We start from the raw sequence: 26,918 nt of genomic DNA, 5'->3' as shown, positions 1-26,918 counted from the left end.
GCCGCCCCCGGCGTGCCCTACGGCCGGGGTGGCAGGACATTGTCCCGGTACGCCTTGGTCGGGTTCTGCGGGTCCGTCGTCAGGTTCCCGCGCGGCGTGAAATTGCACACGATGTACGTGTCCGACCAGGAGAAGCCCTCGCTGTCCGGGCCTCCGTCGCGGAGGCCGCCGACCCGGGCGCAGCCCAGCTTCGTGGTGGACTTCCACACCAGCTGGGTGAAGCTGCCGGTCTCGCGGGAGAAGCCGGGCTTGTTGTAGTCGTAGTGCGCGCTGCCCTCGTACCAGGCGTCCACCGCGTCCCGGCAGGTGTCCGGGGTGTACGTGCCCTCGCCCGCGGTCGAGCTCCAGCTCAGCGTCTCGCCGTACCCGCGCGCCAGGCCGTCGTGGTTGAAGCCGTTCGGCCGGGAGACCTGCTGCGCCCGGGACTTGGCGTAGTCCACGACCGTCGGGTCGACGGTGAGCGGCGGCGCCTGGTGCTTGGCGCGGTAGGCGTTGACGGCGGCCAGGCAGTCGCGCTGGAACTCGCCGTCCGTCCGGTCCGTGAACGCCCGCCGGCCCGCCGACCCGTCCGCCACCGCGGGCGGCATCGCCGTCATCATGGCCAGGGCCGCCGCCCCCGCGGCCACGGCCGCCCTGCGAATCCGAAGTGCAGTCAAGATGGTTGTGCTCCTTCTCGCGCTGATCCTGCCACCCTGCTCAACGCCCACCGCCCCACCCAGGGCACGGGCCACCTCCCGCCCAACAGCCGGAGCGGCCCGGACACTGCCGCCGGAACCCTTGAGGCTCAGACCCGCCCCTCGGGCAGCTCGCCCCTGAACAGCACGTGCCAGTGCTGGTGCTTGCTGTCCTGGTACTCGCCCAGGTTGGTGACGATGCAGCAGGCGCCGCGCTCCTCACGGACCCTCGCCGCCACCGAGCGGACGACCCGCATGACCTTCATCAGCAGTTCCTCCCCACCCTCGCCGAGGTCCTCCAGGGACGGGGTGTGCAGTTTGGGAACCACCACGATGTGCACCGGGTACGACGGCCGGGTGTGCTCGAAGGCAAGCACTTCGTCCGTCTCCTCGACCACCGTGATCGGAGTGTTCCCGGACAAGGCCTCCTGGCAGTAGAAGTCCGACACCTGCTCGGTCCTGGCAGCGGTCATGCCGATCACCCATCCCCTCGACTGCGGTGCCGAGCCCCGCCGGAGGCCGTCCCGACCGACGCGGCATTTCCGTGGACACCGTCCTACGGGGAGCGGTTCGGGGGCAATGCCGGGACCTCGCGGACCGTTGCTTCGTTGATCTCGGCGGTGGCCGGGACCCGGGTGGACGGGGCGGGCCGGTGCGGAGGGTGTGGGCAACGGGGCTACCCCGCCCCGATCACCGTGGGGGAGGCCGGCTACCCCTCCGTCGCCCACGCCTACTGGGCCCTGTCAGTTGCTCAGCCCGAGGCCCGGGGCACGATCGCGACGGCGGAAACAGCCTTCGCGGCGCGCAAGCTCGCGGCCGAGGCGCCTCGCCGCGAGGGCTGGGAACACGTCCGCACCGCGGTCATGACACGTCTGCTGCGCGCCAAGTACGACCAGCACCCCGAGCTCGCCGAGATCCTGTTGGCGACTGGCGACGCCACCGTGATCTACGACGACATGGACTCGGCGTTCTGGGGCGACAACGCCGGCCGAGGGCGCAACTGGACAGGCCGCCTCCTCGAACTGATCCGCTCCGAACTGCACGCGCAGCGGACCGAGCTCCCGGGTCTGTGACCGAGCCGGGCCAGTGTCTCCGGCCCGCGCCGGCTCCGGGACAGCAGGACAGTTCCCGGTTCATGACGGAGTGTTGTGCCGAGCCACGTACTCGTCGGTGAGGATGCTGCAGGTGCACCAGTCGCCCGCGCACGGGGTGCCGGCCTCGGCGCCGTAGGGGCCGAGGCCGGCCATCAGGCGGAGTACCTCGGCGCGGTCCGGCGCGGTGAGCGCAGGAAGCGGTCCACGGGGTGCCAACCGCCAGACGGCTTGGCTGTCCTCCAGGTCGCCGACGACCTCCGCGTCGACGAACAGGGTGAGGAGCGGATGCTCGGGAAAGTCATTGAGTCGCAGGACCCACCACTGCCCGTCGAGCCGGGCCGCGTAGCGGAAGACGCCTGTGCCGGTGTCGTGCCAGACCGCCTGCGGGGGCAGTGACCGATCTCCGGAGTCGATGAGTCGAGCACGAGTTGTCGAGTGGGCCGTCCGAGGACAGCGGCCTCCCCTCCGCACGGTACGTGCTGCGCCCTGCGGCATGGCTGCAGCTGCCGGGCCGCCCGGAGCAGGCGGGCGCCTACGATCGCACCTCGGCCTCGGCTCCGGCTTCGAGGAGTTCGCGGACCGCGGCTTCGGCCGTCTCCCGCGTGACGTCTTCGAGGATGGTCGCCGGGAGGCGGTCCAGGAGCAGTCTGCTGTCCCACAGGGCCATCCCGGTCCATCGGCGCAGCACTTTCACGACCTCGATCGAATGCGGCCCGGAATGGGTCAGCACCACGGCGTTGGGCACGTTGTCACAGATCAGCACGGCGTACATCTCCGCCACAGCGACTCCTCGGTCCACGGGGCGGACAACAGCGTATGCCACCGGCCGCCGACTCCGACGGGGGGACAGCCCCACCGGTCACAGGGCCGGTGGCCCGACCATGGGTCCACCTGCTGTCACCATCGCGCAGTGGATCATGGACAACGCAGGCTGAACCCAGACGCATTCCCGAACGGAAGGTACTTCCCGTGTTCAACCTGAAGCCGTCCCGTCGCCGTGCGGCCCGTCTGGCCACCGCCGGCACTCTCGCTGCGCTCGCCTGCACCACCGTCATGGCCGGGAGCGCCGAGGCCATCGTCAACGGCGGTGCCGCGACCGAGAGTTACCCGTTCATGGCAGTGATCCCGATGACGGCGCCGGACTACGGCCTGCTCGACGGCAGCTGCGGCGGGTCGCTGATCGACCGTCAGTGGGTGCTGACGGCGGCGCACTGCGTGACGGGCGAGGCCATCGAGCTGGACGGCACGGTGCGGATCGGCAGTGACCACCGGACGTCGGGCGGGACCGTCCGGCGGATCGACCGGACGTTCGTGCACCCGGGCTATCTGAACGGCGAGGGGGCGGGGCCCAACAAGGACGATCTCGCGTTGATCCGGCTCGACCGGCCGGTCGCCCAGCAGCCCGTCGGGATCGCGGGCGAGGCGGGGCGGCCGGGCACTCCGACCCGCCTGCTGGGCTTCGGCAGCACCGTGGACGGCGAGTTCGCCTTCTCGGAGCAGCTCCGGGAGCTGAGCACCCGGATCGGCGCCGTCTCCGAGTGCGCCCCGGGCTGGGCGAACTCGAACCGGCTCTGCACGATCAGCCGGAAGGCCAACGCCATGGCCTGCAACGGCGATTCCGGCGGCCCTCAGCTCCAGAAGGCCCGCAACGGTCGCTGGGAGCTGGTCGGCGTCACCTCGGGCCCCGGCGCCCCGGGCGTCCCGTGCTCGGGCGGGCCGGGCCTGTACACCAGCGCACCCGCGTACGCGAAGTGGATCAAGCAGACCATGAGGGAGGCGACCGGCCACGGATCGGCGGCCGCGAGCGGCGATGTGAACAGCAGCGCGCAGTAGGCGAGTTCAGAGCCTCCGATGGCGCAGCAGCGTTAGCAGGCCGCGAGGGAGGCGGCAAGGGGGCGGCCGCTGGCGGGATCCCGCCAGCGCGGCGAACGGGGCGATAGCGGGACATGACCGGCGGGCGGGCGGCCTCCCCCGGTCCGGTGGCGGGAGTTGGCCAATATGCGGAGGGAACCTGTCATTTCACCCTACGCATTGTCATGCTACTGGCCAACTCCCGTCCCGTTCCGCGGCGCCGTCCCCCACTCACCCTGACGGGCCGTCGAGGGTCGCACGGGAGCAGCACGTCAGCGCCCGTACCGCCTCACGGTGCCAAGCCCGGCGCCCCGGTGCGCGGCGCGACCGCGCACCTGCGGTTTCGTGGAAGGGACCCCGCACGTGAAGCGAAAGCTGACAGCCGGAGCCGTGCTCTCCGCCGCCGCCCTGCTGGCGGGCGTCGTCCAGATGGGCGCCGCCCCCGCGCAGGCGGGTGTGCCGTCGGTGGGACAGCAGCGCGACGCCCTGCTCTCGCTGGCCGGGGCCGAGGCCGCCCCGATCGCCGGGGCGCTGGCGCTGGGCGGCCAGGAACGCCTGATCGTCAAGGACGCGGTGGTGGACGCCGACGGCGACCGTCATCTGCGCTACGAGCGGACCTTCGCGGGCCTGCCCGTCGTCGGCGGCGACCTGGTCGTGCACCAGCGGGCCGACGGTTCGATCACCTCCGTCGACCGGGCCTTCGCGGGGCGGTTGTCGCTGCCGAGCCTCGCCCCGAAGCTCTCCGCCGACCAGGCCGCCACGGGAGCGGCGGACGCCGTCCGAGGCACGCTCGGGACGGCCGACGGGGAGGGGGCGGCACTCGCGCAGGTCGGTGCGGCCGGCGCGGCGCAGCTGGTGGTCTGGGCCGGCGGCGGCAGCCCGCGGCTGGCCTACCGGACGGTGGTGGAGGGCGTGCGCACCGACGGAGTGCCCAGCAGCCGGCGGCTGATCACGGACGCGGCCACCGGCGCGGTGCTGGCCGGTGACGACGGCATCCGGACCGCGACGGGCACCGGCACCGGCGTCCATGTCGGCGCCGTCACCCTGACCACCACGCAGATCGGGGCGACCTATCAGCTGAAGGACGCCACCCGGGGCAACCAGTCCACCGTCGACGCGGGCAACAAGAACGCGCTGTTCACCAGCGCCACCAACATCTGGGGCAACGGCCTCCCGTCCAACCGCCAGTCGGCCGCCGTGGACGCCCAGTTCGACGCGGCCGCGACCTGGGACTACTTCAAGAACACCTTCGGCCGGGTCGGCCTCAGGGGCAACGGCGTCGGCATCACCAGCCGGGTCCACTACGGCAGCAACCTCATGGACCTGTTCTGGGACGACACCTGCTTCTGCATCAGCTACGGCGACGGTCCGAGCGGCAACAAGCCGATGACCGAGTTGGACGTGGCCGGCCACGAGATGGCCCACGGCGTCACCTCGGCCACCGCCGGGCTGATGTACTCCGGCGAGGCCGGCGGTCTCGACGAGGCCACCTCGGACATCTTCGGGACCATGATCGAGTGGTACGCCGGCCTGCCGGCCGACCCGCCGGACTACCTGATCGCCGAGAAGCTCGACCTCGCGGGCAACGGCACCCCGGTGCGCTACCTGGACCGGCCGTCCAGGGACGGCTACTCGAAGGACTTCTGGTACCCGGGCATCGGCGGCCTCGACCCGCACTACTCCTCGGGCGTCGCCAACCACTTCTTCTACCTGCTGTCCGAGGGCAGCGGCGCGAAGGTGGTCAACGGCGTGAGCTACAACAGCCCGACGGCGGACGGCTCGACGCTCGTCGGCATCGGCCGGGACAAGGCCGCCGCGATCTGGTACCGCGCGCTGACGGTCTACTTCACCTCCACCACCACCTACGCGAACGCCCGTTCCGCGACGCTCAGGGCGGCGCTCGACCTGTACGGCGCCCCGGAGTACAACGCGGTGGCCGCGGCCTGGAAGGCGGTCAACGTCTAGCGCGGCAGCGGTTGTCCGCCGCGCCGAGGCCGAGTGGGCGACCCGCCGTGAACTGCCCGTTCGGGCGGGCGGTTCACGGGGAACGACCGAGGGCATGACGATTCCTCACCTCTCGATCGGCGCCGGCGACCACCACGTCCTGGTCCTCCACGACTGGTTCGGCACCAGCGCCGGCTGGGGCCCGTTCCTCGACTACCTCGACGGGGCCGCGTTCAGCTACGCCTTCCTCGACTACCGCGGCTACGGGCGGCGCAAGGACGTTCCCGGCGCGTACACGCTCGCCGAGATCGCCGCCGACGCGCTCGCCCTGGCCGACCAGCTCGGCTGGGACCGGTTCTCCCTGGTCGGCCACTCGATGGGCGGGAAGGCGGCCCAGCAGGTGCTCGCCGAGGCGCCGTCGCGGGTGCGGAAGCTGGTCGGCCTGGCCCCGGTGCCGGCCGGGGCGTACCCGCTGGACGAGGCGGGCGAGGCGCTGTTCTACGGCGCTGCCGAGGACCGGGAGAAGCGGCTGGCGATCCTCGACCTGGTCACCGGGCAGCGGGCCGGCCGGGTCTGGCTGGACCGCATGGTCGACCAGTCGCTGCGGCTGTCCGCCCCCGAGGCCTTCGGCGGCTACGTCCGCGACTGGGCGACGGCCGACCTGGAGAGCCGGATCAGCGGCAACCCGGTGCCGGTCAAGGTGATCGTCGGCGAGCACGACCTGGCCCTCACCGCGGACGTGATGCGCGGCACCTTCCTCACCCACTACCCCAACGCCGAACTGGAGGAGCTGGGCGGCAGCGGCCATTACCCGATGTACGAGACCCCGGTCGCCCTCGCGGCGTCCCTGGAGGGCTTCCTCCGCGACTGACGCGCTGCCACCCGCACGGGAAGCCGGCCCGGCTTCCCGTGCCCGGCAGGATCAGCCGGTGACGCGGTAACTGAGCGCCTGGTAGGGGAAGTTGGCCCAGTGCAGGCTGCCCAGCCCGTAGGCCAGGTCGCCGGTCCGGCCGGGCGCTCCGGTGCGGCAGTCGGCGTTGAAGTACACCGTGACGTTCGCCGTGGTGAAGTTGACGGCGGACTTCGCCGCGGCGGGCAGGTTGTGGCAGCCCGCGCCGGTGTCGACGGTGAACCGGGCGCCCGTCAGGTCGGCGTCCGTGGCGAAGTAGGCGACGGCCGAGTGCGGCAGGTCGACGGCAGCGGCGGGCTGGGCGAGCGCCGCACCCAGCAGCAGGGCGGCCCCGGTGGCGACGGCGGCGGTGAGGCTCTTCTGACCGGGAGCAGGCATGGCGGTCTCCTTGTCGGACGGGCGCGACGACACGCGACTCATGTGGTTATATGTTCAACTATCTCTCGGCCACCTGCCAAGACCTCTCTCCCGCCGCCCCAGCACCTGAACCGGCCGGACGTTCCCGAACGGCTCCTCTTTCACTCAACTGAGGGAACGTCAGATCGGGTGAACGCCAAAGCCGTTGCGGTTGAGCGGCCGTCCGGCGCGTCTGCGCGTTGCGGGGCGCGCAACACCCTCGCGATCCGGCATGCTGCTGTCCACCCCGGCGCAGCGGCGGCCGGGGTTGGCGCGACCGGACGGTGATGTCCGGCGGGTACGGGTGGAGGATTCGGGTGCGGCGTACATGGCGACCCGGCGGACCGATGAACGGCCGACGGGGGTGCGGAGCGTGATGGCAGGGCCCGTACGGGACGGCGGGCTGCAGCCGCTGGACCGTGAACTGAACAGGGAGTGCCGGGAGTTCGCCGAGACACTGCGGGAGCTCTTCCTGGAGCTCGGGATCTCGGTGCGCCGGTACGCGACCCGCTGCTACCTCAATCCGGGCACGCTGTCCCGGTACCTGTCGGGGTCGCGGATCGCGCCCTGGCAGTTCGTCGAGGAGTTGCTGCACCACCTCGACGAGGACTGCGGGACCAGGCTCGACCCGTCGGCGCTGGACCGGCTGCGCCGCCGGCACCGGGCGGCGCTGCGCACGGCGGCGTCGATCGGCCGGGCGGTCCAGCAGTTGGAGGGCCAGTTGCAGGCGGCCGACCGGGAGGCCCGCCGGGCGGGCGCGCGCGAGGAGCAGCTCGACCAGGCGCTGGACGACACCCGGCAGACCATCGCCGACCTGGACGCCCGGCTGGTCCGCCTGGAGTCCCGCCCGCTGCTGCCCGCACCGCCGGCGCCCGCGGACCGCGTCCCACCGCCGGGCCTCGCAGAGCCGTCGGACTTCGCCGAGCGGCCGGGCCGCGACGGGCCGCCCGCGCCGTCGGACGCCACCGCTCCCCCGGACCGCAGCACGCTGCTCGCGGAGCGCGACGCGCTGGCCCGCGAAGTGGACCGGCTGGCGGAGGAGCTGGCCCGGGCCCGGGACCGGGCGGCGTGCGCGGAGACCCGCTGCGACCTGTTCGAGCGTCAACTCGCCCTGGTGGAACAGCAGCAGGGCCTCGCGGACGTCCGGGATCCGGCCGTGCGCCCGCTGGAGGAGGGCCTGCCGCCGAAGGTGCTGCTGGTGGACGACCGGCCGGACAACCTGATGGTGCTGGAGGCCGTCCTCGGGCCGCACGGGCACCGGCTGGTGCGGGCCGAGTCCGGCCCGGACGCGCTGCGGGCGCTGCTGGAGCCGGACGACTTCGCGGTGATCCTGCTGGACGTGCAGATGCCGGGGATGGACGGCTACGAGACCGCCGCGCACATCAAGCGCCGGGCCCGCACCCGCGACATCCCGATCGTCTTCGTCACCGCGATCGGCACCGACCCGGACCATTCGATGCGCGGCTACGCGGCGGGCGCGGTCGACTTCATCCCGAAGCCGGTCGACCCGTGGGCGCTGCGCGCCAAGGTCGCCGTCCACGTCGAGCTGCACCGCGAGCGCCGGCGCCACGCCACGCTGCCCGCGCCGACCCGGCACCTGCCCGCGCCCGCCCACGCGCACGCGCACGCGGGCGCGGGCACCTCGGCGGGTGCGAAGGTTCCGAAGGCCGGTGCCCCGTCAGCGCGTTGACGGTCCGTCGGGCACCCAGTTGCCGTGCAGGCCGAGCGGGACCCGGACGGGCAGGTGGATCCGGGCGACGGGTTCGCCGGTGAAGTCCTGCGCGGCGAGGATCACCAGGTCGGCCGCGCCGCGTTCGGGGTTGTGGGCGTACGCCATCAGGTAGCCGTCGTCCTCGGCGGTGGGCGATTCGGCGGGGACGAACACGCCCTCGCCGACCGCCCCGAACCGGCCGAACTCGTGGGCCTCGACGGTGCCGCGCAGCAGGTCGTGCTTGAGCAGCGCGCTGCTGAAGCCCTCGTTCGGGCGCGGGTCGTCGGGGCCGGTGGGTGCGGCGTACAGCTCGGCCGCGGCGGCGTACCCGTAGCGGTGCGGGCGGCCGACCCGACGGGGGTCGACGCGCGGGAACTCCTGGGTGCGGTCGTCCAGCCGCTCCTCGCGGATCTTCCCGGCGGCCAGGTCGATCCGCCAGCGGTCCAGGGTGGGGCGGCTGCGGCCGAAGTCGCGGATGTCGAAGCCCTCGGGGTGGCGGACCACGTCGACGACCAGTTCGGCGCCGTCCTCGTAGGCGTTGAGGGTGTGGCCGACCAGGCAGGGGGCGACCTCGAACCAGCGCACCGGCCCGCCGCTGCGCGGCAGGACGCCGACCCGCGCCCGGTGGGTGTCGTCCCAGCTGAACGGGACGCCGGTGGGCAGGTGGGCGGGGCTGAACACGACGGGGGCGTCGAACAGCACGACGTGGTGCTCGGTCAGCGCGAAGTCGTGCATGTACGGGTTGCCGGGGGTGTGGATCAGCGTGGTGTGCCGGACGGCGCCGTACTGGTCCAGCACGATGTGCTGGACGTGGTCGGAGCCGTACCGGAACGCGAGCGAGTGCAGTTCCCGGGTGTGCGGGTCGAAGACGGAGTGCGCGTTGGCGCTGTAGCCCTCGGGGGTGGCGCCGAGGTCGCAGGGGCCCAGGGTGTCGAGTTCGTAGCCGAGTTCGTAGGGGCGGATGCCGCCCTCGATCAGCGCGAAGGTGCGGCCGGCCAGGCCGGCCACCTGGACGTTCGGGGCGAAGTCCAGCCGCGGGTCGACGGGGGTGCCGCGGCGCGGCTCGCCGAGGTGGTCGGCGACGGCGCCCGACCGCACCCAGCGGTTGCGGTACCACTCGGCGCGGCCGTCGCGGATCCGGACGCCGTGCACCATGCCGGGGCCGAGGGTCCAGATGTGCGCGGCGGGGTCCTCGATGCCCAGCGCGTTGGGGCCGTTGCGCAGGTAGCGGCCGTTCAGGTGGGCCGGGATGCGGCCGGTGACGGGCAGGTCGTGAGCGGTGACCTCTTCGGTGACCGGGGCGAAGCTGCCCGTCAGGTAGCGGTTGGTCGTCGTCATGCCGGGCGTCCTCGTCCTTGTTCCGGTGTGTGTGCGGCTCGGTCCGGGTCGGCGAGGAACGCCTGTCCGACCGCCGTCATCAGGGCGTCGAAGCGGTGGGCGGCGCTCTCCGGCGGGAAGTGGCCGGCGAGTTCCAGGCTCACCGCGCCGTGGGCCGCCGCCCAGAGCAGCTTGGAGATCTCGGGGGCGTCGCCGGGCGCGAACACGCCCGCGTCGATGCAGGCCCGGACGGCCGCCACCGAGGCGTCGAAGGCGTGGTCGGCGGCGGCCAGCGCCTCCGGTCCGGGCCGGTAGCCGGGGACGGCCTGCTCGAACATCACCCGGTAGTAGGCGGGTTCGGCGAGGGCGTGCGCCCGGTACGCGGCGCCGAGGTCGTTCAGTGCGGTCAACGGGTCGGCCGCCTGCGGCACTTGCTGCTGGGCGCGGCGCAGTCGGGCGAATCCCTCGCGGTAGAGCGCGTCGGCCAGGCCCTCCTTCCCGCCGAACATGGTGTACAGGACCTTGGTCGAGGCGCCGATGCCGGTGGCGATCCGACGCATCGTCAGTGCGGCGGGCCCCTCGGAGACCAGGAGGTCGATGGCGTGGTCGAGGATCGCGGTCCGCACGGCGCTCTGGCCGAGGCGTTGCGCGTCCTGGTAGGGCGTGTTCACGGGTAACACCGTATCCCATGGGTAACGCTGTTACCCACACTTTCCGACAATCCGCCGCGACGTCAGCATCCCTTTCCCGCACGGAAGTTCGGGGTGGCGAACTGCTCGTGACTTACCGGTAGGAAACTTTCCTTTCAACTAATCTCGTGGAGCCATCCTGCTCGAAGGGAATCCCTCATGACGACCGAGACCGCGCCCGACACCGCACCGGAGGCCGTCTGGCGGGAGGACTGCGAACGGGATTCGACCGAGCGTCCGCCGGCGGCGGCCCGTCTGGTGGTGCTGATGGTGGTCCTGGTCACCCTGCTCGGCGCCGCGCTCGGGTTCGCCCTGCACACCTGCCACCGCGACGGCTCGCACCGGGTGGTCCCGGCCGACGCCACCTTCACCCTGGACGAGCCCGGCCTGTACTACCGGGACGCCGCCTCCGGCCGGATCGCCCACCGCCCGCACGCCGACGGCGGGCCCGCGACGGTCGGCGGCCCGTCCTGCGAACGCTTCTACGCGGCGGGCGACCGGGCGCTGTGCCTGCGCGCCAGGCCCGGCCGGCCCGCCTCCACCGAGGCAGTGGTCTACGACCGGCACTTCCACCGGCTCCAGAGCTTCGCCCTGCCCGGCCTGCCGAGCCGGGCCCGGGTCTCCCCGTCCGGGCAGGTGCTGTCCTGGACGACCCTCGCGGCCGGCAGCTCCTACGCCACGGCCGGCCTCTCCACCCGCACCTCGATCGTCGACCTGCGCACCGGGTACACGGTCCGGGCGATCGAGACCATCCCGCTGACCGTCGACGGCGCCCGCCCGCGCTCCGCCGACGTCGCCTACTGGAGCGTCAGCTTCGCCGCCGACGACAACCGGTTCTACGCCACCGTCTCCACCGGCGGCCGCACCCACCTCGTCGAGGGCGACCTCCGGTCCTGGTCGGCGCACACCCTGCGGGAGGACGTCGACTGCCCGTCGCTCTCCCCCGACGGCACCCGGATCGCCTTCATGAAACGCGTCTCCGCCGGCCCGGCCGACCCCTGGCGCCTCTACGTCCTCGACCTCGCCGACCTGCGCGAGCACCCCGTCGCCGAGACCCGCGCCATGGACGACCAGGCCGCCTGGCTGGACGCCGGGACGCTCGGGTACGCCCTGCCCGCGGGGCACGGCCACGCCGCCGACCTGTGGTCCGTCCCCGCCGACGGCACCGGCCGGCCCCGCTTGCTGGCCGCCGGCGCCTCCTCCCCCGTCGCCCTCGACGCCCGCTGACCGGGCCCGCTCCGACGGCGCGTCAGCCCGTGGCGGCACGACTCGTCCGGCGCCTCGGCGTCCTCGCCCCGGGGACGCCTCACCGCACCTCCAGGTTCGCCATCATCCCCATGTCCTCGTGCTCCGCGTTGTGGCAGTGGAACAGGTACCGGCCCCGGTAGCCGTCGAAGCGGGTGATGATCTCGGCCGCCTCGCCCGGCCGCAGCGAGACGGTGTCCTTCAGCCCCGCGTCGTGCGGCAGCGGCGCGCGGCCGCCCCGGCTCAGGATCCGGAAGCCCACCAGGTGCAGGTGGACGGGGTGGTGGACGTCCGCGATCAGCCGCCACACCTCCAGGTCGCCGAGTCGGACGCCGACGTCCGCCCGCGCCGGGTCGAACGGGCGTCCGCCGATCAGCCAGCCGTGGCCCTCGCCCATCCGTCCGGCCCGGAACGCGAACTCCCGTGTCCGGACGGCCTCTTCGCGCCGCCACTGCGGCAGGTCGGTGGCCAGGGTGCGCGGCACCCGGGTGTCCTCCCGCTGCGCCCGCACCACCCGGAACGCCATCACCTCCCGGGTCCGCCCGGCGCCCAGCCGGTTCAGCAGCCGGACCGTCCCGCCGACCGGCACCGACCCGAAGTCGACCAGCAGGTCGTACCGTTCGGCCGGCGCGAGCGGCAGGCGGCGATGGGTCACGGGCGCGGCCAGCAGGCCCTGGTCGGCGCCGATCTGCACCAACTCCAGCGCCCGCCCGTCCTGGTCGACCGCCTCCAGTTCGTAGTGGCGGGCGTTGGACCCGTTGAGCACCCGCAGCCGGTGCCGCACCGCCGCCACCTCGTGCACCGGCCAGGGCGCGCCGTTGACCAGGATCACGTCGCCCAGCACCCCGGCCGTGTAGGGCTCCTGGACGCCGGGCCGGTCCGGCAGCGACGGATAGTTCAGGCTCCCGTCCGAGGCGAACGCCCGGTCGGTGATCATCAGCGGCAACTCCCGCTCACCGTCCGGGAGTTCGAGCGCCTTCTCACTGTCGTCCCGGATGATGTGCAGCCCGGCCAGGCCGCGCCAGATCGCGGGGGCGGTGTAGTCCATCCGGTGGTCGTGGTACCAGAGCATGGTGGCGCGCTGCTCGTTCGGGAAGGTGTACTCGCGCACGACGTGGCTCTGCACGGCCCGCGGGTCCGCCATCCCACCGCCGCCATGGCCACCGTGGCCGCCGCCGTGCTCGGACCAACTCGCGGGCAGCACCAGGTCGGTGGGGTAGCCGTCCGACTCGGCGGGGGTGCGCCCGCCGTGCAGGTGGACCACAGTGGGGACGGGCAGTTCGTTGCGGTGCGTCACCACGGTGGGCCGCCCGCGCCGGGCCTCGACGGTCGGCCCGGGGAAGCTGCCGCCGTACGTCCACACCGGGGTGCGCACACCGGGCAGGATCTCGGCGACCGTCTCCCGCTGGATGATCTCGTACCGGTCGACGCCCCCGGCGGTGGAGACCGGCGCCAGCACCTGCGGTCGCGGCAGCGGCACTTGGAACGCCGGCGGCAGCTCGATCGCGCTGCGCAGCAGCCTGCCCGTGCCGGCGGGCCGATGGGCGAGCGCCCCGGCCGAGGCCAGGCTGCCGGCCGTCAGCAGTCCGAACGCGCCGCCGAGCGCGAGCACCTGCCGCCTGCTGACGAGAAGTCGGCGCTCACTCACCGTCCGCCTCCGGTCCACGGCCGGGCAGCGGGGTGCGCAGCAGGCCGATGGTGAGGACGGTGAGCGCGGCGATGGTGGCCACGCCGAGCGGGAGGTGCAGCCAGAGCGTGCCGTCGAGTCCGGCGAAGTACTGGACGGTCTCGGCGATCACCACCACCGCGGTGCCGGTCAGCGGCCAGCTGATCCGGCTTCGGAACCAGAGCGCCATCGCGGCGATCAGCTGCAGGTAGCCGAGGCCGGTGACGGCGTTGGCCCCGGCCAGGTGCCACCCGAGGCCGTCGTAGGAGCCGCTGAGGTAGACGCCGGCGAACACCGGCTGCCCGTAGACGGCCACCGTGTGCACGGCCGCCAGCACGCGCAGCACCTGCCCGGCGGGGCCGGTTCGGCCGGTTCGTTCGGGGACGGCTGACACAGCCATGGCGGGAACTCCCTCAATTCTGTTGCTGCGGGCGGAACTTGCCTCCCTCTCGACGTTATGACCCGGCGGCTATCACGTCTAAGATCAATATTGCTATGGGGTTATGCCGCTCCGGGCATGGCCGGACGAGCAGCGCGGGGGACGGCCATGGATCTGCACGCACTGACCCAGTTCCTGGTGGTGGCACGGCTGGAGCACCTGAGCCGGGCCGCCGAGGAACTCCGGGTCGCGCAGCCCTCGTTGAGCCGCACCATCGCCCGCCTGGAGGACGAGCTCGGCACTCCGCTCTTCGACCGCGGCGGGCGGCTGCGCCTGAACGAGGCGGGCCGGCTCTTCCGCGGCTACGCGGAACGCTGCCTCGGCGAGCTGGAGGCCGGCCGCCGGGCCGTCGCGGAGGCGGCGGGCAACGGCTTCGGCTCGGTCCGGCTGGCGTCCGAGACCTTCCTGACCTTCACCGCGCCGCTCGCCGCGTACAAGCGCGCCCACCCGGCCGCCGAGATCGAACTGCGGCAGCTCCCAGCCGATCTGATGGCACGTCAGCTCCGCGCGCACGAGGTCGATCTCTGCGTCGCCTCCCAGCCGATTCGCACCGAGGGCCTGCACAGCGCCCAACTCCTCGACGAGCCTGTGCAGTTGGCCGTCGCCCGGGACCACCCGCTGGCCGACCGCGACTGCGTCGACCTCGCCGACCTCGGCCCGCTCCCCTTCATCACCGCCCGCCCCGGCCACTGGAACCGCCGCCTCCTCGACCACCTCTTCACCACCCTCGGCCACCCACCCCGGATCATCTGCGAGAGCGACGAACTCGCCGCCATCGCCGACCTGATCAGCTCCGGCCTCGGCGTCGGCCTGATCCCCGCCGTCGGCCGCCGGACCGCCGCCCGCCTCCCCCTCGCCGTCCTCCCCGTCAATGCCGCCGCCTGCCGCCGCACCCTCACCCTCCACTGGTCCGAGTCCGCCCGCCTGTCGCCCGCCGCGACCCTGATGCACGCCACGCTGGTCGACTGGCCCTGGCAGCAGGCCCGCTGACCGCCCGTCTCCACCCTGAAGCCCGGTTCCGATACGCGTGTTGCGTAATGGTCGCCGCTCCCGCTAGCCTCCCCCTCGTTACGAAACACGCGTAGCGGAACTCGGAGGTGGGGACATGGCCAGGCCGCGGGACACCGCCGTCGACGCCAAGGTGCTGGAGGCGGCCCGGGCGCTGCTGCGCGAGCGCGGCTACGCGGGGTTCGCGCTGGACGAGGCGGCCGCCCGGGCCGAGGTAGCCCGGACCACCGTGTACCGGCGCTGGCCCAGCAAGGACCATCTGGTGGTCGCCGCCTTCGCCACCATGTTCGAGACCGCGCCGATCCGGGAGACCGGCGATGTCCGGGCAGATCTGACGGGCACGCTCACCGCGATCGCGGCCGGTCTGCGGCTGCCCGCCACCCGGGCCCTGGTGGCCGAGTTGATCGCCGCCGGCACCCGCCACCCCGAACTCGGCGACGCACTGCGCCCCTTGTGGACGCAGCGCCGCACCGCGGCCGCCGAGCTGATCGACCGGGCCGTCGCCCGCGGCGAGTTGGCGGCCGACGCCGACCCGGCGCTGATCATCGACCAGCTGGTCGGCCCGCTCTACTACCGGGTGCTGATCAGCGGCGACCCGATCGACGACTGCTTCGCGCGCGCCCTGGTGGACACCACCTTGGCACGCCACCGCTGAACCGCCCGACAAGCAATCACCAGGGGGAGACCGTCATGAGCCTGTTCACCTGCGAGGTCAGTGCCGAAGCCGAGTTCCCGGGCAGCCCGGAGGGCGTCTGGCAGCTGATCACCGACCACGCCCGCTACCCGCAGTGGCACCCGGTGGTGGTCCGGGTCGAGGGCGAACTCGCCGTCGGCGCCCGCCAGACCGAGGTGGTGCGCACAGCCTCCGGTCGGGAGCTGACGTTCCACCCGGTGCTCACCGTGGTCGACCCCGGACGTGAACTCTCCCGGGCCGGCCGCCTCCTGGTGCCCGGGCTGCTCGACAACGCGCACTCGTACCTGATCACCGACCTCGGCGACGGCCGGGTCCGGGTGGTCCAGCGCGAGCGCTTCACCGGCCTGCTCGCGCTGTTCTTCCACGGCCGCACCGCCCGCGACACCGAGGCCCGGTTCGCCGCGGCGCTCGGCAACCTCGCAGGCCTGGCCCCGCTCGCGGGGTAGCGTGGCACGGTGAACGGCATGGAGATCGACGACGACGGCATGGTGCGGGTGCGCGGGGCGCGGGTGCACAACCTGCGGGACGTGGCGGTGGCGGTGCCGCGCGGGGCGGTGGTGGCGTTCACCGGGGTGTCGGGGTCGGGGAAGTCCTCGCTGGCGTTCGGGACGCTGTTCGCCGAGGCGCAGCACCGGTACCTGGAGTCGGTCTCGCCGTACGCCCGTCGGCTGTTGCGGCAGGTGGAGGCGCCACTGGTGGACTCGGTGACGGGGATGCCGCCGGCGGTCGCGCTGGAGCAGCGCCGTTCGGTGCCGTCCTCCCGCTCCTCGGTCGGCACCATCTCCACCATGTCGAACCTGCTGCGGATGCTGCTGTCGCGGTGCGGCGACTACCCGGCGGGCGCGGCGCGGCTGGATTCGGACGCGTTCTCGCCGAACACCCCGGCCGGCGCCTGCCCGGAGTGCCACGGGCAGGGCGTGCTGCACCGGGTGACGGAGCGCTCGCTCGTCCCCGACCCGTCGCTGAGCATCCGGGAGGGCGCGGTCGCGTCCTGGCCGGGTGCGTGGCAGGGCAAGAACCTGCGGGACATCCTGGGCGCGCTCGGCCACGACCTGGACCGGCCGTGGCGGGAGCTCCCCGCGCAGGAGCGCGAGTGGATCCTGTTCACCGAGGAGCAGCCGGTGGTGACGGTCCATCCGGAGCGCGAGCCGGGCCGGGTCCAGCGACCGTACCGGGGCAGGTACAGCAGTGCGCGCCGCCTGGTGCTGAAAGCGTTCTCCGAGTCCCGCAGCGAGGCGACCCGGGCCAAGGCGGCGGCGTTCCTGGAGCAGTCGCCGTGCCCGGTCTGCCACGGCCACCGGCTGCGTCCGGAGGCGCTGGAGGTGACGTTCGCGGGCCTGCCGATCACCGAGCTGGCCGCCCTCCCGGCCGACCGCCTCGCCGCCCTGCTGCACCCGTTCACCGCCCAGGAGGGCCCGACCGGCCTGCTCACCGCCGACCTGGCGGACCGCCTGGCCGCCCTGCGGCGGCTCGGCCTCGGCTACCTCTCGCTGGACCGCGCCGCCCCCACCCTGTCGACCGGCGAACTGCAGCGCCTGCGCCTGGCCACCCAGTTGCGCTCGGGCCTGTTCGGCGTGGTGTACGTCCTGGACGAGCCGTCGGCGGGCCTGCACCCGGCGGACACCGAGGCGCTGCGCGAGGTCCTCGCCGAGCTGCGCGCCGCGGGCAACTCGGTGTTCGTGGTGGAGCACGACATGGCGGTCGTCCGCGGCGCGGACTGGCTGGTGGACGTCGGCCCGGGCGCGGGCGCCGGTGGCGGCCGGGTGCTGTACAGCGGGCCGGTGGACGGCCTGCGCGACGTCGCCGGGTCCGCCACCCGCCGCTTCCTCTTCGCTCCCCCGGCCGCTCCCCCGTCCCGGGGCCGCACCCCGTCGGGCGTGCTGCGGCTTCGCGGCGTCACCCGGCACAACCTGCACGACGTCGACGTGGACGTGCCGCTGGGCGTGCTGACGGCGGTGACGGGCGTCTCGGGCGCGGGCAAGTCGACCCTGCTGGGCGCGGCGGCCGAGGCGGCGGCGGCCGACCCGTCGGTGGGCCGGGTGGTGACGGTCGACCAGACGCCGCTGGGCCGCACTCCGCGTTCCAACCTGGCGACGTACACGGGCCTGCTGGACGTGGTCCGCAAGCTGTTCGCGGCCACCGACGAGGCCCGCCGGCGGGGCTACGACGCGGGGCGGTTCTCGTTCAACGTGGCGTCGGGGCGCTGCCCGACCTGCGAGGGCGCGGGCGCGATCGAGGTGGAGCTGCTGTTCCTGCCCACCGCGTGGAACCCGTGCCCGGACTGCCACGGCAGCCGCTACAACCCGCAGACCCTGGAGATCGCCTACCGGGGCGCCACCATCGCCGACGTCCTCGCGCTGACCGTCGACGCGGCGGCCCCGTTCCTCGCCGACGTGCCGGCCGCGGCCCGCGTCCTGACGGTCCTCCAGCAGGTCGGCCTCGGCTACCTGCGGCTCGGCCAGCCCGCGCCCGAACTCTCCGGCGGCGAGGCCCAACGCGTCAAGCTGGCAGCGGAGTTGCACCACGCCCGCCGCGACCGCACGCTCTACCTGCTCGACGAGCCCACCACCGGTCTGCACCCCGCCGACAGCGAAGTCCTCACCGCGCAGCTGCACCGCCTGGTCGACGCCGGTGCCACCGTGCTGCTCGCCGAGCACCACCTCCCGCTGCTCGCCACCGCCGACCACCTCGTCGACCTCGGCCCGTCCGGCGGCGCCGGCGGCGGCCGCGTCCTCGCCACGGGCACCCCGGCGGTGGTCGCTGCCACCTCGACCGGCCCGACCGCGCCGTACCTCGCCGCCCACCTCCGCTCGGATTGACCCAACCGCACCACCGTCGCCCGGCGGACGCTCTACGCTCGGCCTCGGGAGAATCCGAGCTGTGGGGGACGAGCGATGGACCGTCATGACATCGAACTGGCCGACGCGATCGAGGCGATCCGCCTGGAGCTGCTGGACGCCTCCGAGCGCGGCCGCGGCCAGGCCATCCAGTTCGAAGTCGGCCCGGTGACGCTCGACTTCACCGTCGAGCTGAAGCGCGACGCCCGCGCCAAGGGCGGCGTCAAGGCCTGGGTGCTGTCCGCCGACGCGGAGGCCGGGCTCGCGCACACCCGGACCCACAAGGTCTCGGTCACCCTGACGCCGAAGGACCCGAGCACCGGCCGCAGCATCGACATCTCCAACCCCGACCTGGGCAGCCAGGACGGATTCTGACCTTGGCGCTCCGCACCCACCACGTGGCGGCGATCCGCGGCGCCACCCAGGGCAGTGGCATCCTGCTCGGTCCGCGGCTGGTCCTGACGGCGGCCCACATCGGCGGGTCGTCGCCGGAGGCCGCCGTCCTGGACGGCAACGGCTGGGCACGCTGCATCACCGTGTGGAGCTCCACCGACCTCGACGCCGCGCTGCTGCTCGCCAACCGCGACCTGGTACCCGCCAACCGCTTCGCACCGCTGCGCTGGGGCGCCGTCAGGATGCTCGACCCCGTCCCCGGCTGCCACCTGACGGGCTTTCCGCTCGTCGGACGCGACGAGGAGGGCCGACTCGACACCGTCCAAGTGCCGGCCACCCTCGCGCCCGCCACCGGGCGGCGGGCCGACCGCCAGGCCCTGCTCGTCCAGCAGTACCCGCCCCGCACCCGGCGCGGCACCGATTCGCCGTGGTCGGGCCTGTCCGGCGCCGGCGTGGTGTTCCGGGACCGCCTGCTGGGCATAGCCGTCCAGGACCGACAGCCGGACACCTGGCAGCACTCCCAGTTCGCCCTGGTACCGGCCGGCGCGCTGCTCGGCGACCCCGGCTTCCGCACCGCGCTCGAATACCATCTCGACGAACTCCCGGAGCTGGAAGGCATCTCCGCCACCGACATCGCCGACCGCGACTTCGAACGCGACTACGCGAGAGCCGTCGAGGCGGACTACGGCCGGATCCGCATCTTCGGCCTCCGTCAGGCCGCCGGCCACGGCCGCCGCGGCTGGGACCTCACCACCTCCTACCTGAGCCTGGAGATCCGCTCCACCGACACCGCCACCGGCCCCGATCTCGGCCCGCAGCGCGCCGAACAGGTCCTCCCGGGCCGCCGCCGCGTCCTGATCCGCGGCGAGGCCGGCTCCGGCAAGACCACCCTCGTGCAGTGGCTGGCCGTCGGCGCGATGAACGGCACCCTGCGCGAGGGCCTGGAGGAGTTCAACCACCGCGTCCCGTTCGTCCTCCAGCTCCGCAAGCTGTACCGCAAGGGCGTCATGACGCCCCGCCCCGAGGAGTTCCTCGCCCTCGACGACCGCATGTGCGCCGACCGCCAACCCGCCGGCTGGGCACACCGGGTGCTGGCCGCCGGACGCGCCCTGCTGCTCGTCGACGGCCTGGACGAAGTACCGGGCGAGCAGCGCGACGAGGCCCTCGGCTGGCTGGACCGGCTGCTCGGCCACTACCCCGGCACCTGGACGCTGGCCACCGTCCGCCCGTCCGCGGTGCCGCACGGCTGGCTCGGCCACCTGGGCTTCGACGAGTTGCAGCTCTGCCCGATGAACCGTCGGGACCGCGGCCACTTCATCGAACGCTGGCACCGGGCCGCGCTGCAGGAACTCCTGGCCGTCCAGCACACCGACGAGGAGGCGCAGCGCTGGCGCCGCGAGATCGAGCAGGACCGGACCGACCTCCTCCGCACCCTGGACAGCGTGCCGGAGATCGCCCAGCTCACCGACAGCCCGCTGCTGTGCGCGATGATCTGCGCCCTGAACCGCGAGTCGGACGGTGCGCTGCCGCGGCACCGCATGGCGCTGTACCGCGACGCGATGTCCATGATGCTGGTCAAACGCGACGAGGGCCGGCGGGTGCAGGGCGCGGAGCAGCTGCAGGCGTCCGAGGAGGAGCAGTTGGCGATGCTCCGCCGGATCGCCCACTGGCTGGTGCGCAACAACCAGTCGGAGGGCCGGCGGCGCGACGCGGTCGCCCAGATCGGCAAGGCCCTGCGCGACCTGCCGGGCCTGGCCAGACGGACCGGCGCCGAACGGGCGTACCTGCACGTCCTCAACCGGACCGGCCTGATCACCGAAACCGGCCCGGACACCTTCCAGTTCGTCCACCGCACCTTCCAGGACTACCTGGCCGCCATGGAGTTCCGCGAGGAGAACGACTTCGGCCTCCTGGCCGGCCACGCCGCCGACGAACAGTGGGGCGACGTGATCCGCATGACGGTCGGCCACTGCGGCCGCCGCGAACGCGCCGAACTCCTCACCGCGATCCTGGACGCCGCCGACACCGCCCCGCCCGACCACCGCCCCGCCGTCCACCTGCTCGCCGCCAGCTGCCTCCCGAGCGCCCCCGAGCTCGACGGCAAGGTCCGCCGCACCATCCTGGACCGCCTCCACCAGCACCTTCCGGCGCTCCTCACCGCCGAACCCGCTCCCGCCGAGCTGGCCGTGGTCGGCGAGGAACTCACCACCGTCGTCCGGCGGTTCGCCGAGGAGGACCCCGACGTCCTCCTCGCCGCAGGCCCGCTCGTGCCGGAAGTCCTGGCTCTCATCGGCGGGGACGAGGCGCTCGCCATGCTCGGCACGCTGGCCGAACTCCCCGCCGCCGGCGACAAGTCCCGATTGAAGGAGTCGGCCAGGCCCGGAACCCGCACCCTTCTCGAAGGCGTCGTCGACCAGTGGCAGCACTTCGGGATCCACGAGTTCAGCCGACAGGTGGTGGCCCGGGCGGACCTCTCCAGCATCCAGGTGCAGATCACGTCGTCCGACCAGATCCCCGAACTGCTCGGCCACCCGACCCTGCGCCGCGTCCTGCTGAGCCACCGGCTGCCCGTCGAACCGGAGTTGTGGAATCGGCTCGCACCACAGGTGAAGGAACTGAGCCTGTCCATGCGGGGACTCTCCGACCTCTCCTTCCTCCGACACTGGGACCCGCTGGACCGCCTGTCGATCTACCGGTGCCCCGACCTGGTCGACCTGACCCCGCTCTCCGGCCTGTCCGTCCGCAGCCTGTACCTGCACGAACTCCCCGCCGAGGCCCGGCCCGCCGAACTCCACTCGGTCCTCGGCGCCGTGGTCGGCCTGGATGCCCTCACCATCACCGCACCCGACCTGGCCGCGATCCCGAGCCCTCAACCGGTCGAACTGGTCTGGTACTTGAACCTCTCCCAGGTCCCCACCGACTACCCGCTCGACCTGCTCAACGCCTTCTTCCCCGCACTGGAGTTCCTGACCCTGGAAGTCGCCGACGACCACCCCGTCTCGCTCGACCTGACGCCCCTCGCCGACCTCCCCGACCTCAGACTCCTGATCCTCTGCCGCACCGAACGCCCGCAGTTGACCGGCCGGCACCTCTTCCCCGCCGAGCGCCTCACTGTCCAGCAGCGCGACAGCCGCTGACCCGACCGGCGGGAACCGGCCCGACGGCGGGACTCCAGCAGGCCGCACCCTGTCGACTATTCCGGGTGGTCCGGCTGCCGAGGTGGAAGAGCGCCGCCTCGATCTGGTCGGGCCGAACGGAGCGTTGCTGCGCCAGGTCGTGGACCACACCCAGGTATTGCGCATACTGGCTCGACGTCCAACCCCACAGGGGCCAACTGCCGTCGACGATCCTGAGCCTCCTGAGGGCCATCGAGACGACCCGGTCCAGAATGAGCGGACGGTGCGGCCCCGCCACGGCCCCGTCACCGGCGAAGTACAGCACCTTCGAAAAGAACGCCGGCCCCAGATACGGGATCCTGTGGTCGTTGTTGAACGCCCGGTACGCCGCTGCCGCCCCTTCCTCGCGAAGCACCGTCAGCGCCGACCCGAGTCGCGCATCGAGCTCCGCGACGGAATTGCGGGCGAATATCCGACCACGCCGCTTCACCTCACGGGCCTTGGTGCCCGAACCCCACACGAGTGCGGCGACCAGCAGCTGCCGGTTGGCCTCGACCGTCCCGGCACGGCGGGCGAGCGAGAACACGGCGCGCCGGTCGACACGTGGCCAGCTCCCCGCCTGCGGGCAGTCGTCCAGGCCGGTCGGCCACCAGGTGGCGTCCGGCAGCAAGGGCATCCAGCGGCTCCGGTCGAAGGGCACCGCCTGGCCGAGCATCGCCGCGAGATCCGGGACGGGGAAGCCGTCCGACGCCGTGTTCAGTTCGTCCCCCACTGGTGCCTGCTCTCCTCGCGGCCACGTCACGAGCGAACCGTAGCGCCGCCCGTGGGCACCGCACGGCAGAACCGGACCGTCCCGCCTTGGATCCGCAGCAGCGGACCACGGGCGGGGCCACACACCGAAGTCCGCCCGACCACCGACGCGGACAGCATGGTGGTGGGCGGACGACACACTATGGGGTACGCCGGACGCGAGGGTGGACGACGTTGTCAGCGGGCGACGCGCTCGACCGGCTCGCCGTGGACGAGCCGCCCGGGCGGCGGCAACGCGGGGTAGACCTTGTCCACCGGCCGGAGCGTCGGATACGAGTCGCCGTCCTGGCCGCTGGGCACACCACCCGTGGCCGGGGTGCCCCCGGGCGCGGCGCCATCGGCGGACAGCGGGACACCGCCGGGCGTGACGACCTCCCCCGCCAGCGGGACACCGCCGGGCGTCGCGACGTCCTCCGCCAGCGGGGCGCCGCCCGGGGTGGCGACATCGCCGAGCGAGAACGAGGTGCCGGGCACCATGATGCCGGTGTCGGCGCCCGGATTCGCCCCGGTCGGTGCGCCCGACGTGGTGCCGGCGGGCTTCGTGGCTGAAGTGGTGTTGGCGGGCTTCGCCCCAGTCGTGGTGCCGGAAGGCTTCGCCCCGGTCGTGCTACCAGCGGGCTTCGCGTTCGACGTGTTTCCGGCTGGCTTCGCACCGTTCGTGCTACCGGCCGGCTTCGCACCGTTCGTGCTACCAGCGGGCTTCGCGTTCGAGGTGCTTCCGGCGGGCTTCGCACCGGTCGTCGTACCGGTCGGCTTCGCGCCGGTCGTGTTGCCGGCCGGCTTCGCCGCCGACGTCCCGCCCGGGGCGGCGGCCGTGGTGCCGGTGGGGGCGGACTCGGAGGGCCTGGCCGGGGTGCCGAGGGCGGCGGCGGAGGGGGCGGCGAGCAGAGTGATGGCGGCGGCCGCGAGCAACGCGGTGCCTCGGAAGTGCGGTGCCATGGAGGGTTCCTCTCGATCCCGGCCGGGTGACGCGCCCTGCGGCAGCGGTCCGGCCGCGGTCGAAGCGAGTGATGGGTCGCCCGAATTCCTAACCGTTCGTCAGACCGACGGTGCGGCTCCGGCCGGCTTTCCATTCCGACGGACCATCGTTCCGGTCCGCCTTCCGTCGTTCGGTCCACCATCGTTTGCGATCGACCGGCGGCGCACCGAACATGACGGCTCATCAGCATCGTCGCGTCCCCGCACCAGCCCGGCTCCAACTGGGCTTCCAGAGCGACGAGTTCATGGAGACTCCGACGCTCCGAACCCAGCCGGTCAGCACCGCACAAGCCGTCGCCATGCCCCGACACTCGAACATCCGCACGATTTCCAGGCGGCGCGACCGCGGCACTCAGCCAGAACCACCCGGCAGGGCCGTCACCCAGCGCCGTTACCCGTAACTCCGCGATCCGCCAACTCCGCCGCCCACTCGCCTACTTGCTCATCATCGTGCAGGTACGGCTCGTCCGGTCCGGAGCGCAGATCGATGCCGTGCAGCAGGCCCAGCGCCCACCAGGACACCTCGTCCCACCGCAGCGTGTCGTCCAGCACCCATCTCGCCGCCCACCGGTCCGCCGCGTCCCGGTCCACCCGCCCCTCGGCGACGGCCTCCAACCACCCGGCGATCTCGGCCGGCCCCGGCTGCGCCTCGTTCACGACCGGCCCTCCCCGGCCGCCGCGTCCGCCGCCTCCTGGGCCGCCATCACCTGGTCGCCGTGCTCGAACGCCCAGGCTCCGAAGGCGTCGATCGGCGCCAACAGAGTGCGGCCGAGCGCGGTCAGCGCGTACTCCACGCCGGTCGCGGCCTGCGGGCGACGTTCGACCAGGCCGTGGTACTGCAGGCGGCGCAGCGTCTCGGTCAGGACCTTCGAGCTGATGCCGCCGATCCGCTCCCGCAGTTCGACGGGGCGGCGCGGGCCGTCGCGCAGCGCCCAGATCAGTACGGCGTTCCAGGTGTTGGAGAGCAGGTCGAAGGCGAGCCGGGCTCGGCAGTCGGCGAGGAAGGCGTCGGGGGTCACGTACCGAATGGTGCCCGACCGGCTCCCTACTGTCGAAGAAGATCGGTCCAACCCCGCACGGAGTGGAGCACATTGATGACCGAACCGCTCACCATCGGCGTTCTCGGCACCGGCCGCATGGCCGACGCCCTCGCCACCCGCTGGGCCCGCGCCGGGCACCGCGTCACTGTCGGCGGCCGGGACGCGGCCAAGGCCCGCCGCCTCGCCGACCGGATCGGCCACGGCGCCCGCCCGGCCGGTCTGCGTACGGCTGCGGAGGCCGGCGAGGCGGTGCTGGTGGCACTGCCGTACGGCGCGGGCGCCGAGGTGGTCGGCGCGCTGCGCGACGCGCTGGCCGGCCGCACGCTGATCGACTGCGCCAACCCGGTCGGCCCGGGCTTCCGGCTGGTCACCGGACAAGGGCCGTCTGCTGCCCAGCAGTTGGCGGACGCGGCACCCGGCGCCCGAGTGGTGAAGGCGTTCAACCTCTGCCACGAGGACGTCTGGCGCCTGCAGCCCCCGGTCTTCGACGGCCGCCCCCTCACCGTCCCGCTCTGCGGCGACCATCCGGACGCCCTCGCGCACGCCGCCACCCTGGTCCGCGACCTCGGCTGTACACCCGTCCACGCCGGCCCCCTCGCCCACGCACACCTCCTGGAGGCCACCGCGGCCCTCTTCATCGGCCTCTGGGTCGGCCAGAACGCCGACGTCCAGGCCATCGCCCCGCCCCTCACCCACGCTGCCGACTGACGCTCGCTCCACCGACCCGGGCCCGCGCGGCCATCGCCTGGCGGTCGGCGCGCCGGCCACCGCCGCACCGCGCCTCGTCACGTCCCGCACCAGTGGTCTGACCGCCGGTTGCGGCGTGATCGAATTCGCCGCTCTCGGGCGCGTCTTCGCGTTCGCCGCGCCGCTGAGCCTCGCCGTCGAGTTCCTGGGCGATGAGCGACCCCGCCGACCGGTACCGCGACGAGCCGCCGTTCTGACGCAGCCTCGGCTGGCCCCGCGGGTCTCGCGTGTCCGCCCCTGCTGCTAGACATGCCCCGTGCATACGGAACACCCCGACGCGGCCGAACTCGCCGCTCTCCGCGAAGCCTTCGCCTCCGCCGACGGCACCGCTCTCGGCTGGACGAGGGTGCACGCCTTCGAGGCGCAGCACGGCGTCGTCCTGCCGGAGCCCTACCGGACGTTCGTCGCCGAGATCGCCGACGGCTCGGCCGAAGGCCCGCCGACCTACGGGCTGGTGCCGCTGGCCGAGTTGCCCGGGGACTGGGGGGACGGCCGGCCCGAGCGGGTGCTGGGCCGGCCGTTCCCGCTGACCGAGACGTGGTTGTGGGAGGACGACGAGGACACCCCGGAGGAGGAGCTCGACGAGGCGATCGAGCCGGTGTTCAACAACGGTTCGATCGTGCTCGGCACCGACGGCTGCGGCATGTACTGGCACCTGGTCGTCACCGGCCGGCACCGCGGCCACATCTGGCTCGTGACCGGCGAGGGCGCCTCCCCGTTCGGCGACGCCTTCGGCGGGACCACGGCCGCCCCGGGCTTCGCCGGCTGGGTCGCCCACTGGGCAGCCGGCAAGGACTGGTTCGACGCCGAGGGCTGACCGGTGCGGGCGCGACCATCGAGGAGCGGCCCGGCGCAGGCCGGTCGGGTCAGGTCAGTTCCTCGGCGAGCAGGTCCATGAGCAGTCCGTCCTGCCAGGTGCCCGTCCGGTGGTCGCGCCAGTAGGACCGCATGATTCCGACGGGTTGGAAGCCGACCTTGCGGTAGCTGCGGATCGCCGCGGTGTTGGCCGCGGCGGGGTCGATGGTCAGGCGGTGGTGGCCGCGGTCGTGCACCAGCCAGCGGGCGAGGGTCCGTACGGCGTCGGTGCCGAGTCCCTTTCCGTGGTGGCGTGCGGTCAGGAAGACGTCGAGGCCGGCGTGCCGGAACTCGGGGTCGGTCTCCTCCTGGTACTGGATCGCTCCGATGACTTCGCCCTGGAGGACAACGGCGAGCATGCGCTCGAAGTCGTCCGGGGGCGACCACCATGCGGCGACCTCCGGCTCCCGGACGATCCGGGCGAGGACTTCCTCGTCACCGACGGCGACCGGCCGCAGTACGACCTCGGCTCCACGCAGTTCCATGCCCTCAGTATTCCCCGAC

27 protein-coding genes and 1 pseudogene are annotated in these 26,918 nt (G+C 73.2%); 14 read left to right on the top strand and 14 right to left on the bottom strand.

The window, feature by feature from the left end; translation table 11 throughout:
• Window positions 1-17: 17 nt before the first annotated feature.
• On the bottom strand, window positions 18-656 hold the full coding sequence (locus IEZ12_RS29900; RefSeq protein ID WP_189276377.1) for a CAP family protein: 639 nt from the start codon (window positions 654-656) through the stop codon (window positions 18-20).
• Between the two features lie 128 nt (window positions 657-784).
• The gene (locus tag IEZ12_RS29895; RefSeq protein WP_189276375.1) at window positions 785-1,147 is read right to left on the bottom strand and encodes an HIT domain-containing protein; all 363 of its coding nucleotides are present in this window, start codon (window positions 1,145-1,147) and stop codon (window positions 785-787) included.
• A 192-nt stretch (window positions 1,148-1,339) separates the two neighbouring features.
• On the opposite strand from IEZ12_RS29895, the pseudogene IEZ12_RS29890 reads away from it, so the two are divergent.
• A pseudogene (locus IEZ12_RS29890) lies at window positions 1,340-1,747 on the top strand (NADAR family protein); the annotation flags it as partial.
• 60 nt (window positions 1,748-1,807) lie between these two features.
• Here the strand turns inward: IEZ12_RS29890 and IEZ12_RS29885 are convergent.
• Window positions 1,808-1,984 (bottom strand): hypothetical protein, encoded by a 177-nt coding sequence (locus tag IEZ12_RS29885; RefSeq protein WP_189276373.1) that lies wholly within the window; start codon window positions 1,982-1,984, stop codon window positions 1,808-1,810.
• 316 nt (window positions 1,985-2,300) lie between these two features.
• A complete protein-coding gene (locus IEZ12_RS29880; protein WP_229848294.1) occupies window positions 2,301-2,540 on the bottom strand; it encodes a ribosomal protein L7/L12 in 240 nt (79 codons plus the stop codon).
• A 197-nt stretch (window positions 2,541-2,737) separates the two neighbouring features.
• Here IEZ12_RS29880 and IEZ12_RS29875 point away from each other — a divergent pair, with 197 nt between their 5' ends.
• The 3 genes from IEZ12_RS29875 to IEZ12_RS29865 all read left to right on the top strand — a co-directional run bounded on the left by IEZ12_RS29875 (window position 2,738) and on the right by IEZ12_RS29865 (window position 6,434).
• The gene (locus tag IEZ12_RS29875) at window positions 2,738-3,601 is read left to right on the top strand and encodes a S1 family peptidase (protein ID WP_189276369.1); all 864 of its coding nucleotides are present in this window, start codon (window positions 2,738-2,740) and stop codon (window positions 3,599-3,601) included.
• 381 nt (window positions 3,602-3,982) lie between these two features.
• Window positions 3,983-5,584 carry a M4 family metallopeptidase gene (locus IEZ12_RS29870; protein WP_229848286.1) on the top strand — a complete coding sequence of 534 codons (1,602 nt, stop codon included), beginning with the start codon at window positions 3,983-3,985 and terminating at the stop codon, window positions 5,582-5,584.
• Between the two features lie 94 nt (window positions 5,585-5,678).
• The gene (locus tag IEZ12_RS29865; protein ID WP_189276367.1) at window positions 5,679-6,434 is read left to right on the top strand and encodes an alpha/beta fold hydrolase; all 756 of its coding nucleotides are present in this window, start codon (window positions 5,679-5,681) and stop codon (window positions 6,432-6,434) included.
• Between the two features lie 51 nt (window positions 6,435-6,485).
• On the opposite strand, the gene IEZ12_RS29860 is transcribed toward IEZ12_RS29865, so the two are convergent.
• The gene (locus IEZ12_RS29860) at window positions 6,486-6,851 is read right to left on the bottom strand and encodes a hypothetical protein (protein ID WP_189276365.1); all 366 of its coding nucleotides are present in this window, start codon (window positions 6,849-6,851) and stop codon (window positions 6,486-6,488) included.
• 394 nt (window positions 6,852-7,245) lie between these two features.
• Here IEZ12_RS29860 and IEZ12_RS29855 point away from each other — a divergent pair, with 394 nt between their 5' ends.
• A complete protein-coding gene (locus IEZ12_RS29855; protein ID WP_189276363.1) occupies window positions 7,246-8,559 on the top strand; it encodes a response regulator in 1,314 nt (437 codons plus the stop codon).
• Here the strand turns inward: IEZ12_RS29855 and IEZ12_RS29850 are convergent.
• Window positions 8,548-9,918 (bottom strand): carotenoid oxygenase family protein, encoded by a 1,371-nt coding sequence (locus tag IEZ12_RS29850; RefSeq protein WP_189276361.1) that lies wholly within the window; start codon window positions 9,916-9,918, stop codon window positions 8,548-8,550. The two genes, IEZ12_RS29855 and IEZ12_RS29850, sit on opposite strands and share 12 nt — an antisense overlap.
• Window positions 9,915-10,568, bottom strand: coding sequence for a TetR/AcrR family transcriptional regulator (locus tag IEZ12_RS29845; protein ID WP_189276359.1), 654 nt, complete (start codon window positions 10,566-10,568; stop codon window positions 9,915-9,917). The genes IEZ12_RS29850 and IEZ12_RS29845 overlap by 4 nt, the downstream gene beginning before the upstream one ends.
• A 177-nt stretch (window positions 10,569-10,745) precedes the next feature.
• Between IEZ12_RS29845 and IEZ12_RS29840 the strand changes: the two genes are divergently transcribed.
• Window positions 10,746-11,813 (top strand): TolB-like translocation protein, encoded by a 1,068-nt coding sequence (locus IEZ12_RS29840; RefSeq protein ID WP_229848285.1) that lies wholly within the window; start codon window positions 10,746-10,748, stop codon window positions 11,811-11,813.
• Window positions 11,814-11,892: 79 nt separating this feature from the next.
• Here IEZ12_RS29840 and IEZ12_RS29835 read toward each other — a convergent pair whose 3' ends face one another.
• Both IEZ12_RS29835 and IEZ12_RS29830 read right to left on the bottom strand, forming a co-directional pair.
• Window positions 11,893-13,479: a multicopper oxidase family protein gene (locus tag IEZ12_RS29835; protein ID WP_229848284.1), complete on the bottom strand. Its 1,587-nt coding sequence runs from the start codon at window positions 13,477-13,479 to the stop codon at window positions 11,893-11,895.
• Complete coding sequence (locus tag IEZ12_RS29830; protein ID WP_189276357.1) at window positions 13,472-13,897, bottom strand: hypothetical protein; 426 nt, start codon at window positions 13,895-13,897, stop codon at window positions 13,472-13,474. The genes IEZ12_RS29835 and IEZ12_RS29830 overlap by 8 nt, the downstream gene beginning before the upstream one ends.
• 147 nt (window positions 13,898-14,044) lie before the next feature.
• Here IEZ12_RS29830 and IEZ12_RS29825 point away from each other — a divergent pair, with 147 nt between their 5' ends.
• From IEZ12_RS29825 to IEZ12_RS29800, 6 genes are all read left to right on the top strand, one after another.
• Window positions 14,045-14,926: a LysR family transcriptional regulator gene (locus IEZ12_RS29825; protein ID WP_189276355.1), complete on the top strand. Its 882-nt coding sequence runs from the start codon at window positions 14,045-14,047 to the stop codon at window positions 14,924-14,926.
• Window positions 14,927-15,041: 115 nt separating this feature from the next.
• Entirely contained in the window at window positions 15,042-15,599 is a 558-nt protein-coding gene (locus IEZ12_RS29820; RefSeq protein ID WP_189276353.1) for a TetR/AcrR family transcriptional regulator, read from the top strand.
• Between the two features lie 35 nt (window positions 15,600-15,634).
• Window positions 15,635-16,084: an SRPBCC domain-containing protein gene (locus IEZ12_RS29815; RefSeq protein WP_189276351.1), complete on the top strand. Its 450-nt coding sequence runs from the start codon at window positions 15,635-15,637 to the stop codon at window positions 16,082-16,084.
• 18 nt (window positions 16,085-16,102) lie between these two features.
• On the top strand, window positions 16,103-18,457 hold the full coding sequence (locus IEZ12_RS29810) for an ATP-binding cassette domain-containing protein (RefSeq protein WP_189276348.1): 2,355 nt from the start codon (window positions 16,103-16,105) through the stop codon (window positions 18,455-18,457).
• Window positions 18,458-18,532: 75 nt separating this feature from the next.
• On the top strand, window positions 18,533-18,850 hold the full coding sequence (locus IEZ12_RS29805) for a trypco2 family protein (RefSeq protein WP_189276346.1): 318 nt from the start codon (window positions 18,533-18,535) through the stop codon (window positions 18,848-18,850).
• Window positions 18,851-18,852: 2 nt separating this feature from the next.
• Window positions 18,853-22,005 carry an NACHT domain-containing protein gene (locus IEZ12_RS29800; protein WP_189276344.1) on the top strand — a complete coding sequence of 1,051 codons (3,153 nt, stop codon included), beginning with the start codon at window positions 18,853-18,855 and terminating at the stop codon, window positions 22,003-22,005.
• Here IEZ12_RS29800 and IEZ12_RS29795 read toward each other — a convergent pair.
• The 4 genes from IEZ12_RS29795 to IEZ12_RS29780 all read right to left on the bottom strand — a co-directional run bounded on the left by IEZ12_RS29795 (window position 21,977) and on the right by IEZ12_RS29780 (window position 24,791).
• Window positions 21,977-22,786: an 8-oxoguanine DNA glycosylase OGG fold protein gene (locus IEZ12_RS29795; protein ID WP_189276342.1), complete on the bottom strand. Its 810-nt coding sequence runs from the start codon at window positions 22,784-22,786 to the stop codon at window positions 21,977-21,979. The genes IEZ12_RS29800 and IEZ12_RS29795 overlap by 29 nt on opposite strands.
• Window positions 22,787-22,971: 185 nt before the next feature.
• Window positions 22,972-23,733 (bottom strand): hypothetical protein, encoded by a 762-nt coding sequence (locus tag IEZ12_RS29790; RefSeq protein WP_189276340.1) that lies wholly within the window; start codon window positions 23,731-23,733, stop codon window positions 22,972-22,974.
• Window positions 23,734-24,150: 417 nt separating this feature from the next.
• Window positions 24,151-24,429: a YxzC family protein gene (locus IEZ12_RS29785; protein ID WP_189276338.1), complete on the bottom strand. Its 279-nt coding sequence runs from the start codon at window positions 24,427-24,429 to the stop codon at window positions 24,151-24,153.
• Window positions 24,426-24,791, bottom strand: coding sequence for a winged helix-turn-helix transcriptional regulator (locus IEZ12_RS29780; protein WP_189276336.1), 366 nt, complete (start codon window positions 24,789-24,791; stop codon window positions 24,426-24,428). The genes IEZ12_RS29785 and IEZ12_RS29780 overlap by 4 nt, the downstream gene beginning before the upstream one ends.
• Window positions 24,792-24,866: 75 nt before the next feature.
• Here IEZ12_RS29780 and IEZ12_RS29775 point away from each other — a divergent pair, with 75 nt between their 5' ends.
• Window positions 24,867-25,520 carry an NADPH-dependent F420 reductase gene (locus IEZ12_RS29775; protein WP_189276335.1) on the top strand — a complete coding sequence of 218 codons (654 nt, stop codon included), beginning with the start codon at window positions 24,867-24,869 and terminating at the stop codon, window positions 25,518-25,520.
• A gap of 295 nt (window positions 25,521-25,815) precedes the next feature.
• Window positions 25,816-26,376: an SMI1/KNR4 family protein gene (locus tag IEZ12_RS29770; RefSeq protein WP_189276333.1), complete on the top strand. Its 561-nt coding sequence runs from the start codon at window positions 25,816-25,818 to the stop codon at window positions 26,374-26,376.
• A gap of 49 nt (window positions 26,377-26,425) precedes the next feature.
• Here the strand turns inward: IEZ12_RS29770 and aac(6') are convergent, their stop codons facing one another.
• The gene (gene aac(6') / locus IEZ12_RS29765) at window positions 26,426-26,899 is read right to left on the bottom strand and encodes an aminoglycoside 6'-N-acetyltransferase (protein WP_189276331.1); all 474 of its coding nucleotides are present in this window, start codon (window positions 26,897-26,899) and stop codon (window positions 26,426-26,428) included.
• Between the last annotated feature and the right edge of the window lie 19 nt (window positions 26,900-26,918).

The organism is Kitasatospora griseola, assembly GCF_014648555.1.
GTDB lineage: Bacteria > Actinomycetota > Actinomycetes > Streptomycetales > Streptomycetaceae > Kitasatospora > Kitasatospora griseola.
This window is presented reverse-complemented; position numbering and strand designations above follow the sequence as displayed.